Source organism: Saccharothrix sp. ST-888 (assembly GCF_000955975.1).
In the GTDB taxonomy this organism is placed as follows: Bacteria; Actinomycetota; Actinomycetes; order Streptomycetales; family Streptomycetaceae; genus Kitasatospora.
Genome location: NZ_JYJF01000056.1, coordinates 1 through 15,896, shown reverse-complemented (window position 1 = coordinate 15,896; position 15,896 = coordinate 1). Strand labels below are relative to the sequence as shown.

General features: G+C 72.5%; 13 protein-coding genes and 1 pseudogene. 6 read left to right on the top strand and 8 right to left on the bottom strand.

Annotation, left to right across the window (positions count from 1 at the left end; translation table 11 throughout):
- Nucleotides 1–215 precede the first annotated feature (215 nt).
- A complete protein-coding gene (locus UK12_RS18710) occupies nucleotides 216–1,004 on the top strand; it encodes a HAMP domain-containing protein (protein WP_197084980.1) in 789 nt (262 codons plus the stop codon).
- Nucleotides 970–1,755, top strand: coding sequence for an ABC transporter permease (locus UK12_RS18705; protein WP_231591286.1), 786 nt, complete (start codon nucleotides 970–972; stop codon nucleotides 1,753–1,755). Before UK12_RS18710 ends, UK12_RS18705 begins: the two co-directional genes overlap by 35 nt.
- 51 nt (nucleotides 1,756–1,806) lie before the next feature.
- Here UK12_RS18705 and UK12_RS43385 read toward each other — a convergent pair whose 3' ends face one another.
- Together UK12_RS43385 and UK12_RS18700 are read right to left on the bottom strand one after the other, a co-directional pair.
- On the bottom strand, nucleotides 1,807–1,941 hold the full coding sequence (locus UK12_RS43385; RefSeq protein WP_231591285.1) for a DUF6126 family protein: 135 nt from the start codon (nucleotides 1,939–1,941) through the stop codon (nucleotides 1,807–1,809).
- A 162-nt stretch (nucleotides 1,942–2,103) separates the two neighbouring features.
- Entirely contained in the window at nucleotides 2,104–2,451 is a 348-nt protein-coding gene (locus UK12_RS18700) for an ArsR/SmtB family transcription factor (protein WP_045304170.1), read from the bottom strand.
- Between the two features lie 393 nt (nucleotides 2,452–2,844).
- Here UK12_RS18700 and UK12_RS18695 point away from each other — a divergent pair, with 393 nt between their 5' ends.
- Nucleotides 2,845–3,219: a hypothetical protein gene (locus UK12_RS18695; RefSeq protein WP_045304169.1), complete on the top strand. Its 375-nt coding sequence runs from the start codon at nucleotides 2,845–2,847 to the stop codon at nucleotides 3,217–3,219.
- 104 nt (nucleotides 3,220–3,323) lie between these two features.
- Here the strand turns inward: UK12_RS18695 and UK12_RS18690 are convergent, their stop codons facing one another.
- Nucleotides 3,324–4,199 (bottom strand): universal stress protein, encoded by an 876-nt coding sequence (locus UK12_RS18690; RefSeq protein WP_045304168.1) that lies wholly within the window; start codon nucleotides 4,197–4,199, stop codon nucleotides 3,324–3,326.
- A 453-nt stretch (nucleotides 4,200–4,652) separates the two neighbouring features.
- Here UK12_RS18690 and UK12_RS18685 point away from each other — a divergent pair, with 453 nt between their 5' ends.
- Nucleotides 4,653–5,696 carry a zinc-dependent alcohol dehydrogenase family protein gene (locus UK12_RS18685; protein ID WP_045304167.1) on the top strand — a complete coding sequence of 348 codons (1,044 nt, stop codon included), beginning with the start codon at nucleotides 4,653–4,655 and terminating at the stop codon, nucleotides 5,694–5,696.
- Nucleotides 5,697–5,810: 114 nt separating this feature from the next.
- On the opposite strand, the pseudogene UK12_RS18680 reads toward UK12_RS18685, so the two are convergent.
- Nucleotides 5,811–7,090, bottom strand: a pseudogene (locus UK12_RS18680) (APC family permease).
- Nucleotides 7,091–7,532: 442 nt separating this feature from the next.
- On the opposite strand from UK12_RS18680, the gene UK12_RS18675 reads away from it, so the two are divergent.
- A complete protein-coding gene (locus UK12_RS18675) occupies nucleotides 7,533–8,642 on the top strand; it encodes an ADP-ribosylglycohydrolase family protein (RefSeq protein WP_156178801.1) in 1,110 nt (369 codons plus the stop codon).
- A 112-nt stretch (nucleotides 8,643–8,754) separates the two neighbouring features.
- Here UK12_RS18675 and UK12_RS36700 read toward each other — a convergent pair whose 3' ends face one another.
- From UK12_RS36700 to UK12_RS18655, 4 genes are read right to left on the bottom strand one after another with little or no spacing between them, the layout of a single operon-like run.
- A complete protein-coding gene (locus UK12_RS36700) occupies nucleotides 8,755–11,496 on the bottom strand; it encodes a hypothetical protein (protein ID WP_052681978.1) in 2,742 nt (913 codons plus the stop codon).
- A gap of 22 nt (nucleotides 11,497–11,518) precedes the next feature.
- Entirely contained in the window at nucleotides 11,519–13,705 is a 2,187-nt protein-coding gene (locus tag UK12_RS18665) for a putative T7SS-secreted protein (RefSeq protein WP_045304165.1), read from the bottom strand.
- A gap of 29 nt (nucleotides 13,706–13,734) precedes the next feature.
- Entirely contained in the window at nucleotides 13,735–14,370 is a 636-nt protein-coding gene (locus UK12_RS18660; protein WP_052681977.1) for a hypothetical protein, read from the bottom strand.
- Nucleotides 14,370–14,789, bottom strand: coding sequence for a hypothetical protein (locus UK12_RS18655; RefSeq protein WP_197084978.1), 420 nt, complete (start codon nucleotides 14,787–14,789; stop codon nucleotides 14,370–14,372). The genes UK12_RS18660 and UK12_RS18655 overlap by 1 nt, the downstream gene beginning before the upstream one ends.
- A 530-nt stretch (nucleotides 14,790–15,319) precedes the next feature.
- On the opposite strand from UK12_RS18655, the gene UK12_RS18650 reads away from it, so the two are divergent.
- Nucleotides 15,320–15,673: a hypothetical protein gene (locus tag UK12_RS18650; RefSeq protein WP_045304164.1), complete on the top strand. Its 354-nt coding sequence runs from the start codon at nucleotides 15,320–15,322 to the stop codon at nucleotides 15,671–15,673.
- Nucleotides 15,674–15,896 lie beyond the last annotated feature (223 nt).

Below are 15,896 nucleotides of genomic sequence, written 5' to 3'. Positions count from 1 at the left end.
GGTGTGTCAGCAACCGAAGCTCCGGCCGCTTGCGTCCAACTGGCCGGGAAGTAAGGGGGGTTCATCATGTCGGCTCACGGCCGTCCGTTCGCCGCTGCGGCTCTCGCCGCGACCACCGTTCTCACGCTCACGGCCTGTGGCGGTGCCGCCGGGACGGTGGCGTCCGGTGCGCCGTCCGTCTCGTCGTCCGGCGCGCAGGAGGCGGGGGCAGCCGGGTGCTGGCCGTCCAGGTCAACATGAGCCCGGAGCTCTACGGGCTGCACCGACTCGACGTGAGCATGGCGGCGGCCTCGCTGCTCTCGCTCGCGGCGGCCGTGCCCCTGGCGGTCTGCGGGGCCGGGCTGATCAGCCGCCGACTGCGGCGGGTCTCCGAGACCGCGGGCCGGATCTCCGCCGGGGACCTCGACGCCAGGACCGGGCCCACCAAGGGCCGCGACGAGGTGGCCGACATCGCCGCCACCGTCGACCTCATGGCCGACAGCCTCGGCCGACGGCTGCGCACCGAGCGCCAGTTCACCGCGGACGTGGCCCACGAACTGCGCACCCCCGTCGGCGGTCTGCTGGCCGCCGCCGACCTGCTGCCACCCGGTGAGACGGAGGACCTGCTCCGGGCCCGCGTCCGCGACCTGCGCGGCCTGATCGAGGACCTGCTGGAGATCTCCCGGCTGGACGCCGGCGCCGAACAGCCGGTCCAGGCCCGTGTGCCGCTCGGCGCCGTCGTCTGCGAGGCCGTGGCCCGCACCGGACTCGACGCCTCGGTCACCGCCGCCGACGCGCAGCACGCGGCGGCCGCCGGGACCGTGGAGACCGACCCGCACCGCCATGACCGGCATCGACCCGGCCGCCGTGCAGCGGGTGGCCGACACCTCAGGGGTGCGGACGGCGACCGCCGTCACGGACTCCGTCCTGTTCACCGGCGGCCAGGTCCGGGAGATCTCCGGTGTCGACCCCGGCACCGTGAACGCCGTGATGAAGCTCGACCTGGTCAGCGGCTCCCTGAGTGACCTCGGACCGGGCCGGATCGCCGTCTCCAGCACCGTCGCCCGGGAACAGGGCGTGGGCGCGGGCAGCCGGCTCAACGCCCGGATGGGCCGCGACCGGGACTTCACGCAGTACACCGTCGTCGGCGTCTACCAGGACAACCCCATCGCCCGCGACGCGCTGGGCGCCCGTACCGAGGTGCAGCAGAACAGCTTCAAGCCCGGCTCCGTCCAGCGGATCCTGGTCCGCACCGACAGCGGCGCGATCTCGAAGAGCACCGAGGACCGACTGCGCACCGCCGTGGGCAACAGCCCGCTGCTGGAGGTGAAGGACCGGGAGGAACTCGTCCACGAGGCCGCCGGCACCCTGGGCGACCTGCTGACCCTGATGTACGGGCTGCTCGCCATCGGCGCCGTGATCTCCGCACTCGGCATCGTGAACACCCTGGCCATGTCGGTCTCGGAACGCACCCGCGAGATCGGCGTACTGCGCGCCATCGGCATGGACCGCACCGGCATCCGGCGGATGATCCGCCTGGAGTCGGTGACCGTCGCCGCCTTCGGCACGCTCCTGGGCCTGGCAGGCGGGCTGTTCGGAGCCTGGACGGTCGGCGCGCCGGCCAACGGCGCGATGGCGCAGTACTCCCTGGCGCTGCCCTGGGGGACGCTGCTCCTGGTGTGCCTGGTGTCCCTCACGATCGGCGCGGTCGCGGCAGCCGTCCCGGCCCGCCGGGCAGCCGCCCTGAGCCCGCTGGAAGCCGTCGCGGAGACGTGACGCACGGCCTCGGCCCGCCGCGCCATCCTCTCCACGGGGACGGGGCCGGGATCAGTGGTGTCGGCTGCCGAGGAGGAACAGCAGGCCGATGAAGCCGGCGAAGAGGTGGAGGCCGAAGATGTAGATCGAGGCGCGGATGATCATGGCTTTGCGCTTGGTCTTCTCGTCGCGGACGGCGTCGCTCATGGGCGGTGCTCCTCGGTTCGTATGGAAGGACGGCCCGGTCGGGGGCGGATGCGCGGGTGGCGGCCGGGCCGGCCGGGGACTACGGGGCCGGGATCGGCCGGTTCGGCGGCACCGCGCGCGGCCGATCCCACGCGTGCTCCCCGACCGGCACGCGGACGGCACTCATACCGCCGTCTCCGAAGCGGCGGGCTCCCGCAGCTGAGCGAGCAGCTCGCCCTGGTCCGCGATCATCTCGGTCAGGATCCGGCGGGCGGCGCGCAGCAGCTCGGCCACGTCGGGCGTGCTCAGCGCGTACACCACGGTGTTGCCCTCACGGGTCGCGGTGACCAGCCGGGTACGGCGCAGGACGGCGAGCTGCTGGGAGAGGCTGGACGGTTCGATCTCCATCGCGGCCAGCAGGTCGCGCACCGGGCGCGGACCGTCCTGCAGAATCTCCAGAACCCGGATCCTGGCGGGGTGGCCCAGCGTGCGGAAGAACTCCGCCTTCGCCTGGTACAGCGGGATGGCCATCAGCTCGCGTCCTCCTCTTCGGCGGCCGCGTGCGGCAGCCCGATCCCGTGGTGGGCGGCCGTGCGCGCCAGCTCGGCCGCCCGGCCCTGGTACGCCCGTTCGCCGTCCGCGTCACCGGCGGCCCTCGCCCGCGTGAGTTCTCGGACCGAAGTCTCCCCGGCCCGGCCCCCACCACTGGCCCAATTACGGGAAACAGCATCTAGGAAAATGAAGAATTCTTCAAGTTGTGGTCATTGCAAGTCGATCTCGAACGATAAACGGTCGATTCCGGTCGGTAGTTGTCATCCGGCTGACTGACGCCGATCGCATACGTACCCTCAAGATCACACAAGGCCGTCGGGCGCCTCTGCCCCCGGCGGCCGACCAGGAACACGGATGGTTACGGAGGAGCACATGTCCAGCATCGAAACCGCCCTCAAGGACGCCCTGACCATCGACGGCGCCCTCGGCGCGGCCATCGTCGACGCCGAGAGCGGCATGGCCCTGGGCACTCTGGCCACGTTGCCCGACCTGGACCTGTCGCTCGCCGCAGCCGGCAGCACCGACATCGTCCGCGCCACCCGGCGCTCCCTCGACGTCCTCGGCCTCCACCACCAGGTCCTCGAAGACACCCTCACCACGCTGACCAGCCAGTACCACCTCATCCGCCCGCTCACCCGCCCCGGCGGGCAGGGACTCTTCCTCTACCTCGTCCTCGACCGCACCCGCGCCAACCTCGCCATGGCCCGCCACCACGCCCGCCGCATCGAATCCGAACTCGACATGTGACAACACCGGCCCGGTCGGCCGGTTGCCGTCGAGCCGCCCACAACGCACCGGTCACAGAACGTGGTTCGGAGCAGCCGCTCCCGCCGCCGTCCGCCGCCCGGTGATCACTGCGCGTCGGAGGGCACGGGCACGATGACGGCCGGGCAGTGGGTGCGGTGCAGCAGCCCGTGCGGGACCGAGCCGAGCCACATGCCGGTGAAGCCGCCGTGTCCGCGTCGCCCGACCACGACGGCGAGGGCGTCGGCGGAAGCCTTCGCCAACTCCTCCACCGGGTGGCCACGGACGACCTCGTGGGTCAGCTCGACCTCCGGGTACCTGCCGGTCTGCCCGGAGGTGGCCTCGTACAGCTCCCCGCGCAGTCGCTGGACCACGGCGTCCTCGTCGACGGGGAGGAACGGCAGGTGCTGCCACACCCACAGGGCCCGCAGGACGGCGCCGCGCCGCGACGCGAGGTCGAAGGCCCAGTCCACGGCGGCGGCGGACGACCGGCTGCCGTCCACCCCGACCACCACCACGCAGGGCGGGTCCTGGGTGACGTGCTCCGGCTCGCGGACCACGACCACCGGACACGCCGCACGGGCGCTGACGGGGGCGGTGACCGAGTGTGCGCTGAGCACCTCCTCCAGCCGGGACAGCCCCCGCGAGCCGAGGACGACGAGCTCGGCATGCGCCGACTCCTCGACCAGCACGTGGCTCGCGTGCCCGTCCACGACGTCGCTGGAGATCTCCAGGTCCGGGTGTCTCCCACGGGCGAGGAAGGCGGTCTTCTCGACCAGCCGGCGGCCGGTGCGCCAGAGTTCCGCGTGGAACGACTCGTCGTAGCCGCGCGGGTCCCGGAACCGTGGCGGGATGACATGGAGCAGCCGGAGCGGCAGGTCCCGGCGGGCGGCCTCGTCGGCGGCCCAGGCCGCCGCCAGCGGCCCCCGGTCCAGGGCGTCGACGCCGAGGACGATCGGACGGCGTTCGCTGGTGGCTGTCATGGCTCCTCCACCGGGTGCTGTGGCCACGGCCTCTCTGCGGGCTCTGCTTGTACGCTACGCACAGCACGTCCCGAACAGCAGGGCCGAGGGGCCCGTCCCACGCTGACCGGCAGTCCCGCGCCGATCGGACGGAGACGGGGCAACCGCCATTCTCTGCCGAACCGCGCCTTCCCGCGCTGCACGGCCTGGCCGCCGCGCGGTCGGGGCGGGCGACGGTGCCGGGGGCCTCGGCCCTCGGAACGGTGGCGGCCGGTCCCGTCCGAGGTTTGCCGGATACCACTGCCCAGTCCGGCAGGGCACATCGGACACGTCCAACCGGGGCCCGTTGGGTCCACCGGCCCGCAGCCGGGGCCACCCGGCCCATGGCGGACCTCGCCGCCCCGGAGAACCCTGGAGCTGAAGGGGACGGTGCACCGGCGCCGCCCGCTCGACAGCCGACGGGAGGATCGGGACATGAAGGCACTCACCTACCACGGCCCGGGACGCCGCACCTGGGGCGACGTACCCGAGCCGACGGTCCGGGACCCCGAGGACGCCGTGGTCCGGGTGGACGCGGTCACCATCTGCGGCACCGACCTGCACATCTTCAAGGGCGACGTCCCCGAGGTGGCGGACGGCCGGATCCTCGGCCACGAAGCGGTCGGCACCGTCGTCGAGACCGGCCGGGGCGTGCGGACGGTGGCCGTCGGGGATCGCGTCCTGGTCTCCTGCATCTCCGCCTGCGGCCGGTGCGGGTACTGCCGTCGGGCCGTGTACGGCCAGTGCACCGGCGGCGGAGGCTGGATCCTCGGCCACCTCGTCGACGGCACCCAGGCCGAGTACGTCCGCACCCCGTTCGCCGACCACTCGCTGCACCGGCTCCCCGACGGTGTCACCGACGAGAGCGCACTGCTGCTGGCCGACATCCTGCCCACCTCGTACGAGGTCGGCGTCCGCAACGGCCGCGTCGAGCCCGGCGACACGGTGGTGGTCGTCGGAGCCGGGCCGATCGGCCTCGCCGCGATCACCACGGCCCGTCTCTACAGTCCGGCCCGGCTGATCGCGCTCGACCTGGCCACGAGCCGCCTCGACGCGGCCAGGCGGGCCGGCGCCGATGCCACGGTGGACGCCGCGAAGGCCGACGACCGAACGGTCCGCGCCCTCACACCCGACGGGCTCGGCGCGGATGTCGCCATCGAGGCCGTCGGAGTGCCCGAGACCTTCGAACTGTGCACCCGGGTGGTGCGCCCCGGCGGAAGAGTCGCCAATGTGGGCGTCCACGGAAAGCCGGCCACGCTCCACCTCGAAGACCTCTGGATCAGGAACGTCACCATCACCACCGGACTCGTCGACACCAGCAGCACGCCGCTGCTCCTCGACATGCTCGTCGGTGGCCGCCTGGACGTCGGGGAGCTGGTCACCCACCGCTTCGCGCTCGACGAGATGCAGGACGCCTACGACGTCTTCGCCGAGGCCGGGCAGAACGGCGCCCTCAAGGTCGCACTCTTCCGTACCTGACCGAGACCCCTCGGAGATTCACCACGACCGGGAACGCCCCGTCCACCGACGCGCAACGTGTCGTCGGGCGAACTGCACCACTCGGTGGGACGGAGAACGAAACCCCATGAGCTGTCAACGGCCCTGGCTCTGGCCCCGGGTGAACGCCCTGCGCAGACCGTGAGCGGCGGCCCCGAGCGCGATCACGGCCGCTCCGGAGAGCACCGAGGTCAGGGGGAGGGCGAAAGCCAGGACCAGGCAGCCGAGCGCGCCGACGACCGGGACGATCCTCGGCGGGCGGCCTTCGGCGGGGGTGAGGGTCCAGGCGGAGGCGTTGGCGATGGCGTAGTAGGCGAGCACGCCGAATGAGGAGAAGCCGATCGCGCCGCGCAGGTCGGCGGTGGCGGCGAGGACGGCGACCGCCGTCCCGACGGCGATCTCGGCGCGGTGCGGAACGTGGAAGCGCGGGTGGACGGCGGCGAGCGCGTGCGGCAGGTGGCGGTCGCGGGCCATGGCGAGTGTGGTGCGCGAGACCCCGAGGATCAGGGCCAGCAGCGAGCCGAGCGCCGCGACGGCCGCACCGGCCCGTACCACCGGCGCCAGGACCGGTGCGCCGGCGGCGCGTACGGCATCCGCCAACGGTGCTGCGTGTGGGCGAGTCGGTCGGGGCCCAGGACGGCCAGGACGGCGAGGGCGACGGCCGCGTACACGGCCAGCGTGATGCCCAGGGCGAGTGGGATCGCGCGGGGGATGGTGCGCTCGGGGTCGCGGACCTCCTCGCCGAGGGTGGCGATGCGCGCGTAGCCCGCGAAGGCGAAGAACAGCAGCCCGGCGGCCTGGAGGACGCCGCCGGGGCTGGCATCGGAGCCGATGTCCAGCCGCGCGGCCTCGGCGCTGCCGCCGGCCAGGCAGGCGGTGACCACGGCCGCGAGCACCGCGAGGGTGACCGTGACGATCACCCGGGTCAGCCAGGCGGACTTCCGCACACCGGCGTAGTTCACGGCGGTGAGCGCCACCACGGTGCCGACCGCCACGGCGTGTGCCTGCGCGGGCCATAGGTACGAGCCGACGGTGAGGGCCATCGCGGCGCACGAGGCGGTCTTGCCGACCACGAATCCCCAACCGGCCAGGTAGCCCCAGAAATCACCCAGACGCTCGCGGCCGTAGACGTAAGTCCCGCCCGACTGCGGGTAGTTGGCGGCCAGCCGGGCCGAGGAGGTCGCGTTGCAGTACGCCACCACCGCCGCCAGGGCCAGACCCGGCAGCAGCCCGGAGCCGGCCGCCGATGCGGCCGGGGCGAGCGAGGCGAAGATCCCCGCCCCGATCATCGAGCCCAGGCCGATCACCACGGCATCGAACACCCCCAGGTGGCGCCGCAGTTCCCGATCCCCTGCGGGCCTCTGGGCCTCACCCATCTCGCACTCCCTCACTCACCGGACCCGACCGCGATCCGACCGCGATCCGACCGCGATCCGGGGCACGCTACCGGACCAAGGTGGAGCGCAGGTCACTCCGGTCCAGGCCCCGACCGCAAGCACGAATGAGTGTGAGACCCCCGGGGGCGCTGTGCACACCCGACATGCCCTGCCGCAGCTGGTTCGCACGTTCACATGGTCGAGGGCCTCGCGCCGGAGACCACCGATCACCTGCGCGCACGTGCGCTCTCCGAGGCAGCTGCGGCGCGCATCTGACCACCTCCATGTCCTTGGCGCCGAAGACCGCGTCGAAGGCCCGGCCGTACCTGTCGTGGCCCGGACGGTGCCATGGAATCGCCCTGCTCACGGCCGCCCGAACGCGCGCGAACGACCGGGGGATAGCATGCGTGGCGGTTGATCAGCTCAGAAGGGGGGCCTGCAGGTGAGGTATCTGTCGTGGGACGAGTTGGCCGCCTACCGCGCGAGGGTCCGTGGTTGTCTGCTCGGCGGGGCGATCGGTGACTCGCTGGGCAATCCGATCGAGATGAAGTCCATGGTCACGGTCGAGGCCCAGTACGGGGAGACCGGCATCACCGGGCTGGTCCCGGACCGGCACGGTGTGGTCGGAAGGATCACCGACGACACCCAGATGACCCTCTTCACGGCCGAGGGCTGGCTGCGCGGCTACGCCCGCATCATGGCGGACGGCACCGGTGGCGCGGAGACCGCCCTGGTGCAGGAGGCGTACCTGCGCTGGCTGGACACCCAGCAGCACGACGCACCGCAGCCCGAGCTCAGCAGCCCGTACCGGACCGGGTGGCTGCGCAAGGAGCCCTGGCTGTACGCGCGCCGTGCCCCGGGTCGCGCCTGCGAGTACGGCATCCCGAAGAACCACGTCCCGGACCCGCGCAGCGCGATCGACGGCACTCCGGGCCCGGTCAACCCCGATGCGAAGGGCTGCGGCTCGGTGATGCGCTCCGCGCCGTTCGGTTTCACCGACGGGAGCGCCCAGTACTCCTTCGAACTCGCGGCCCGCTGTGCGCAGATCACCCACGGCCACCCGACCAGCTACTACGCCTCCGGTGCCTTCGCCGCCATGATCAGCCACCTGGTGACCGGCCAGTCCCTGGCGGCCGCGGTCCGGCTCGGCATGGAGCTGCTGGCCCGCTACCCCGGGCACGAGGAGACAACCGCCGCGCTGCGCAAGGCGGTCGACCTCGCCGCGGCCGGTCCGGCGACCCCGGAGCGAGTGGAGAGCCTCGGCGGCGGCTGGATCGCGGAGGAGGCGCTGGCCATCGCCGTCTACGCGGCGCTGGTCCGCACCACGTACTGGAAGGACCGCACCCCGATCGAGTCCGCTCTCCTGCTCTCCGTCAACCACTCCGGCGACAGCGACTCCACCGGCGCGATCTGCGGCAACCTCCTGGGCGCGCACTACGGCGACGGGCTGCTGCCGCAGCAGTGGCTGGCCCAGATCGAGGGCCGGGCCCAGATCGCCATGCTCGCGGACGACTTCGCCGCAGAGGTCTGCCCGGGCGAGCAGCGACCGTAGCGCGCCGCCTCGGCCCGGCCCGACAACCGCCGCGACGCCGTCGGCCACCCGTCCGGTCCGCAGCCGGAACGGCCGACCCGGCGACGCACGACAGCCGAGTGCCGGCCGGTGGTCAGTCGAGGGTCAGGCCGAGGACGCCCTCGGGGAGGGCGAGGCAGACCAGACCGGTCGGGTCGATCACGAGGCTGCCGGCGGGCAGGCCGAGGCGGAGGTCGACCACGGCCGGGGTGGCACCCCAGCGGCGGAGGCGGACCAGGCCGTCGGCCCAGGCGGAGGCGATCAGCAGGCCCTGGGGTGTGCTGGCGACGGCCACGGCGGTGACCGGGCTGTCGCGCGCGTCGATCGGGTCCTGCATCAGGCTTCGTCCGTGCATCCAGCTCCACACCCTGCCGTCGGCGCCGCCGCTCACCACCAGCACGCCGCCGTCCGTCCGGGTCAGGTCGACACCGGTGACCCGGCCCTGGTGGAGCGGCTGATCGGGCTTCAGGATCCTCCCGACGTCGACCTGGGCGTAGAGCACCCCGCCGCCGCCGTCCCCGACGGCCAGCAGCCGGCCTTCGTCCCCGCTGAGGGTGGCTATGGCGGAGACCCCGTTGTCGATGTCCTTGGGGAGCCCCTCGGCCGCATCCGTGGGTGGACCGGGATCGCCGCCGAGGGGTACGGAGGTGACGACGCCCTTGCGGTCCAGTACGTACACTCCGCCGTCGTCGCCGCAGGCCAGGTCGGCCATCCAGCGGTCGCGGGGCCGGAACGGGCCGGTCTTCCGGGAGTTCTGGCCGGTCTCGAGCTCGATGAACCCGACGGCGCGCCCGAGAGCCACCGCGAGCAGACCGGCGAACGGGCCCGCACCCGGAGCCGCCCGGTGCACCCGCTCGTCGTCCGCCGGGTACGACCACAGTGCCCGCCAGCCCTGGCCCGACCTCGCGGCGAGCCGGTCGGCGCTCTCCTGGTCGCGCCCCGCCAGCCAGGCGTGCAGGGCGGCGGCGCGTGCCGTCGGATCGGCGGTGCCGGCGATCACCGGCCCGGCGAGGTGCCAGGCCCTGGCGAGCTCGTCCTGCGGGCTGCCGGCGGCCTCGGCGTGGTCGAGGGCGGCGGTCACGGCGGGCGCATCCGCGTGGACGAGGAACTCGGGATCGGTCAGGAACTGCTCGGCCGCGCCCGCCCGTACGGCGTGTCGCAGCAGCAGCCCCAGCCAGTCCGGTGCGGTGCCTGCCGGGTCCGGTCGTCCTTGGCCGGTCCGCGGGAGCCCGGCGGTGATCCGCCCCACCAGGGCGGCGTGATCGACCGGCGGCGACCCGGCGTCGACCTGCCGCGCGAGCTGGTCGGGCCGCAGCCGCCAGGTCCGGCCGTCGGTCGGCGGGGGCAGGTATCCGGCTGCCCGGTGGACGGCCTCAGGGCCGCCGGCGTCCGGAAGGGCGGCCCACGCCGCAAGGGTGACCGGCTCTCCGGCAGTGGCCAACGTGCGCACCGCGGGACGCAGTTCGTCGGGCAGTACGGCCCACCAGGCGCCGACCAGCGCGGACGCCCGGTCGGCGGGCGGGATATCCGGGTCGAGACCGGCCCCGGCCGAGGTGCGGGCGGCCAACTGGGCCAGACCCGGACTCGGATAGACCTGCGCGGCCGCCACCGGGTAGCCGCCCAGACCCGTGCACCAGGCGGCGAAGCGCTCCCGGTCGGTCCAGCAGGGATCGTCCAGGTCCAGAACGGCCGCACCGGGTGCGGCGGCGTGCAGGGCGGCAGCGGCCGGCGTGCCCTCGGCCGTTTCCACGAGCAGCCGCAGCCAGGGGACTTGGAGCAGCGGGGTCAGCAGCTCCGCTGCGATCCGCTCCGGCATGTCGGGCAACAGGTCGCCGCCGGCCCGGTCCAGGTCGGTGACCACCAGCGCCCGGGGTGTGCCGTCCTGCAGGGCCTCCATCAGATCGGTGGGAGTCCTGGCGACCACCCCGAGCCGCGCGGCCAGCAGCCAGGTGGCGCTGCGGACCGTCAGGCCCTCGGCGCAGAGCGATGCGTGGACCCGGCGGCCGATGTGGGGGTTGTCCGCCGGGCAGGCGGCGGCCAGCCAGGTGAGCAGGTGAGTGCGGCCGCTGCCGGAGGAGCCCGCGACCCGGCAGAGCCGGGGTGCCTGTGGGTCCTCCAGCCAGTCCAGCAGCGCCCGGCCGGCCGGGCGGCGGCCCGCCCGCAGCGGCGGCACCGGGCTCGCCTCGCCGGAAGCGGAAGCGGACGCGGTTGCGGGGGCCGAGCCGTAGGCCGGGTTGTGCCAGAAGCGCACGAGGGCGGCCCGCGGGTTGACGACCTGCCAGGCGCCCTCGACCGCGTTCGACGGGACCCGAGTTGACGGGTCGTAGCCCTCGTCGACCTTGTACAGCCAACCGGTTCCGGCCGCTGCCGCCTCGCGCTGCTCGTCGGTGATCGGCGGGTCGGGGAGGTAGCCGAGCGGCGGCACCGGCTGCTTCGGGGGCTTCCAGCCCTCGGCGGCCAGTTCCCGAACCGCTGCCACGCTGGCAGCCACGGCCTTGGAGTCGGGGACGATGTGCCCGTCGAACGGGTGCCCCGGGTCCGCGGAGAGCTCCTGCACGGCCTGCGTCGGGGAAAGCCCCTGGGATTTGGCACCCAGCAGCTTCGCGTACCAGAAGTTTCCGGCGTTCAGGCTTCGGCTCGCGAGCCGCCGTTCGAAGCTGGCCGCGTCGTCGGCGTCACAGATCCAGAGGTAACCGGTCACCTCGGCGTAGTCGTTGACCACGGTGTAAAACTCGACAGCCTTGTTCGTGCTATTCGCGTATCGAGGGGGCCCCTCGCTGACCATCTTGAACATCAGCGGCTCGTTGAGACGATCACTGGTCCAGTCGCTGGGCATCACTGGTCATCCCTTTTCGCCATCACAGCACCTCGCCGTAGACATGGACCTTGCCGTCCGCAGTCGTGATTACTTTATCGACACGCCACTGCCGCCCTCGGCCGAGGAGCAGCTCTCGCTCGGCGGAGCCAAACCTTCCTGCACTCTCCACCCAAAGCGCAGGTGTTCCCGCCGGGACCCTGAGGTGCAGCATCGCCGGCTCGCCCCTGAATGCGGCGGGCACGTCGCTGCCGGGAGTGGTGGACATGTAACCGGGTTCGGTGAAGGTCTTTCCTGGCATGTTCTCCGAGGGCATGTCCAGATAGCCGAGGTCGACCCCTCGGCTCACCACGACATCCTCCGGGACGGGATGGACCGAAATCGCCTTGTCGAGTTCGGCAATTCTGCCTGCCGTTTCCGCCGTCACGTTCTCCTGCCCACGGAGAGACCGGTTGAATTGCCCGCTGCCCTCCGTATAGGCGTCGATTGCGTCCTTCTGTGACTGGGGAAGTCGACTGACATCGTCATTCCACGATTTGCCGAAGTCCGTGATGTCGTAGTCGTCCATCATTCTGCGGGTGCCCTTGGAGATGTCGGCCTCCGCGGCTTTCATATCCGTCAGGTCCTGCGCCCGCCGTATGTCAGCCGCAGGGTCGCTGTTGCGATACAAGTCCGGCGGCTCGCGCTCGGGTTGGGGCGCGTGTTCAGGGGCGTGCTCGTGGCTCGGGGAAGGGTCATGCTCAGGACTCGGCTCGTGCTCAGGGGCAGGCTCCGGCTCGGGGCTGTGCTCGGGGGCGTGTTCTGGAGCGGGCTCGTGGGGTGGGGCCGGTTCGGGGGTGTGGGCCGGGGCTGCTTCCGGGGGCGGGGAGTGGACAGCGGTCGGCTCGGTGGCCGGGCTGTGGACGGGAGCGGGCTCCGGTGCGTGGACGGGGGCCGGTTCGGGGGCGGTCGGGCGGACGGCGGCGGGTTCGGTGGGCCGCACATGCTCGGGGAAGGCACTCACGTCGAATGCGGGCGCGGCGGGACGGTTGAGTGCCGGGGCGCCGGCGTGTTCGGCGCTGTTGGCCGCGGCCTTCTCGGCGGCGTTCTGGCCGGCGCTCTCGACCGCCCGGATCCCGCCGCGTTCGCCTGCAGCCGCCGCGGCGTCGATGGCGACCTTGCCGCCCACGGCGGCGGCTTCGCTGCCGCCGCCGGTGGCCAGGCCCGACAGCAGGTTGAACACCGCCGTGCCGCCGGTCTCCGCCGGGTCTTTGCCCCAGCCGGAGCCGACGATGGCCGAGGCCAGCTCGGTCGGGTGGTTGGCGGTGTGGACCAGACCCGCGGCGACCGTGTTCACATGGTCGAGGTAGAGCGCGGGATGCGTCACGTTGTACGGGTCCTGCGGGTTCAGGCCCCGCGCGAACTTCACCAGATCGGTGGCGCCCTTGACGACGCCACCCGCGAAGTGGACCACACCGACCGTCGCACCCGCGTTGACGTCGACCAGATCCAGGTTGATCCGGTCCCACAGGCCCGGCTCCCTTGGTGCGCTACCGGTCGCGGCCATGATCGCCTGCGCTGCGGTCCGCGCCGCGTCGTCACGCTGCCCGCGCGCCGCCCGCAGCATCTCCTGAGCCCGCTTGAGGCCTGCCTCACCCGGGTCGTGGAACTCCCCCAGCGCGGCGGGCGGGGTGGCGTTCTGCCCGGCGGAGGCCGCCCGCCTGTAGTCGTCGAGCGCGCTGTTGTACTGGCTGACCTGCCGGTTGTAGGCGTTCCGGGCGTCCTCGGACGCCTTCTTCGCCGCGTTGTAGGCCTCGATCGCCTGCTGCGCCTGGTCCTGTGCCCAGGTGATCGTGCCCTGGTACGTCTCCAGGGCCTTCCCGGCCGCCGCGCACGCGTCACCAGTGACCATCCAGGCCTTCGGCTGGGGCGAGAACTTCCTGCGGAACGCCTCCGCCGCCTGGCCCTGCCAGTGCTCGGAGTCCAGCCGGGTCAGCCCCGCGGCGGTCTCCTCGAAAGCCTGGGCGAACTTCTGCAGGTGCTGCGCGGTCTCCCCGACCGCCTTCGCGTCGCCGTGCAGCAGCTCTTTCGGATCGTCGCTCTGCCCGAGGTTCAACTCGCCGACCGCCGCACCGAGACCGTCCGCGATCCGGTCGCCGTAGCTGTCCACCGTGTGCGCCGCGTCGTGCAGGCCGACCAGGTCCAGGCCCTTGCCCACGATGTGCGCGTTCACATCGACGAACTCGCCCAAGCCGCTCCTGATATCGCCGAGGACGCCCATCAGCCACCCCCGCCCGTCAGCTTCGCGTACTGCTCGTTGAGGTCCTTCCCGGCGGCCGCGGCCTTCGCCTGCCTGGTCGCCAGCCCGTCCAGGTCACCGGCCGTCGCCGCCATGGCCTGGAGCTGCGAGTTGGACAGCAGGTCGGCTTCCTCGCTCTTCCAGGTGGCCGCCGTGTGAACCGCCGCGTCCTGGTAGGACTTCGCCGAGTAGTCCGCGTCCCGGACCTGGGTGAACGGGTTGTCCGCGAGCGTCCTGCCCCACGACCGGCCCTCCACCTGCTCCCGCGTCAGATCGGGATTGCCCAGCGCGGCGTTGGCCACATCCTTCGCCACCCCCGACACGTACTGCTCCTGGTCGTTGTACAGCCCCGCCGACAGGTGCAGCTTCTCCGCGATGTCGGTACCCGTCTGCACCAGCGCGCGGACTCCCCACGACCAGCGCTCGCAGAACTCGTCGAAGACCGCCTTCACGTCCTGGCTTCCGGCCTGCACACCCGTCAGCTCGAGATGGGTGAAACCGCGCCCCACCTCCGCGCCCTCGACCATCCCGATCGACTTCAACTCACCGATCGCATCGTTGATCCCGGCCGCCGTCTGCTTCAACGCCTCCGGATCGACCCGGTACCACTCGGCCATCAGCCCCTGCCCCCACCCAGCACACCCGCACCCGCACCCGCGTCCAGCGCGACCGCATCCGGCACGATCCCCCGCACCGGCGGGAACAGCATCGGCTGCTTCCCCGCCACATCGACCGCCACCCCACCCGGCACCCCCAGGGCCGGCACCGCCACATCCAGCAACCGCGAGCCATACACCGTCAGATAATCCAGCCGATCGCCCTCGGACTCCCGCGCCCGCGCAAAAGCCGTCAACTCCGCCTCACAGCTGAACGCGAAGATCCACCGCAACCCGCCCTCATCGCCGGTCCACACCAGACCCGCCGAAGTCCTCGGCACCAGAACCACGCTCGACCGGAACTCCCCGACCAGCAGCCACGGATCCCCCATCTGCGCATACAACAACCGAAGTTGATGCGTCAGCCCCGCATTGGCCACCAGAATTCCCCCTCCACGGCAGACACGACAGCCCACCAGCCTAGACCGAATCGATCTTGGGGAATGCCGACACCGTCCTCCGAGCCACGGTCCCGCCCGGTCCGCTCCCGCCCGGTCCGCTCCCGCTGCCTGTAGGCACCCCTCACAGCGCGCGTACGGCTCCTCTTCCGGCGCGGCGGAGTCCACCCGGCAGCGGCGGGGCGTTGCGGGGAAGGTGTGTTGTGGCCCTCGCCGACGGAGTGCGCTCGGCTGACTCGCCGTCATCGGGCCCGGGTGCCTGCGGGTGGGGGATCCGGTCGCACCGCCTGCGGCAGAGTGTCGGGTCCATCATGCCTGGTCGGGGGCCACGGCGGTAGGGCGCAGAGCACGCCCGTTCACCCTTGTCCGCGCCCGGCCGTGACCCGCAGACTCGACGGCATCCACTCTCCGACGCACGTGTCGGCACCTGCCATCGGGTGCCGGCGCGTACGTCGCGCTGCGCCGCCGTCGGCGGTGACGGGGATGGAGGGTGACGGGACGAAGGGGGAACGATGGATCAGGATGCGGTACTGCGGGCGCGGATGAAGCTGCTCAGCACCGACCGGAGGGTGCTTCGCGGGCGGGACGCGCTGTGGGTGTACCGGGTGCTGACAGAGGTCAGCCCGGCGGTGTACGGGTCGAAGCTCGCCTACGTACTGGTGGAGGCCGCCCGCTCGCACCGGCTGCGGGAACTGCCCGGCATCCGCCTGGCGATGCTGGAGGAGGCGGTGGCGGTGGCCGAGGCCCTCGACGTCGCGAATCCGTTCCGTGCGAAGGTGCTCGCGAAGGCGCTTGAGGCGCACCGGCAGGAACTCGCCGCGTCGGCCTCCGAACCGTCGACGGACCGGGCCGATCCGGTGGACTGACCCACACCGGGTCGACCGAGCGGGGGAGCGGGGCACTCTGCGGTTGACAGGTTCGCCCGGGACTTCGAGTGCAGCCGGGCCGGGGCCGACGTGCCGGTCGCCATGACCACGGAAATGCTGCGCCCGGTTCCCCGCCCGGCGCACCGAGCAGTCGGAATTCGGAAAGCAGTCGGCCCCGGCCATCGCGCGGTCGCCGGGGCCGACTGTTGCCGGGTCCGGCCCG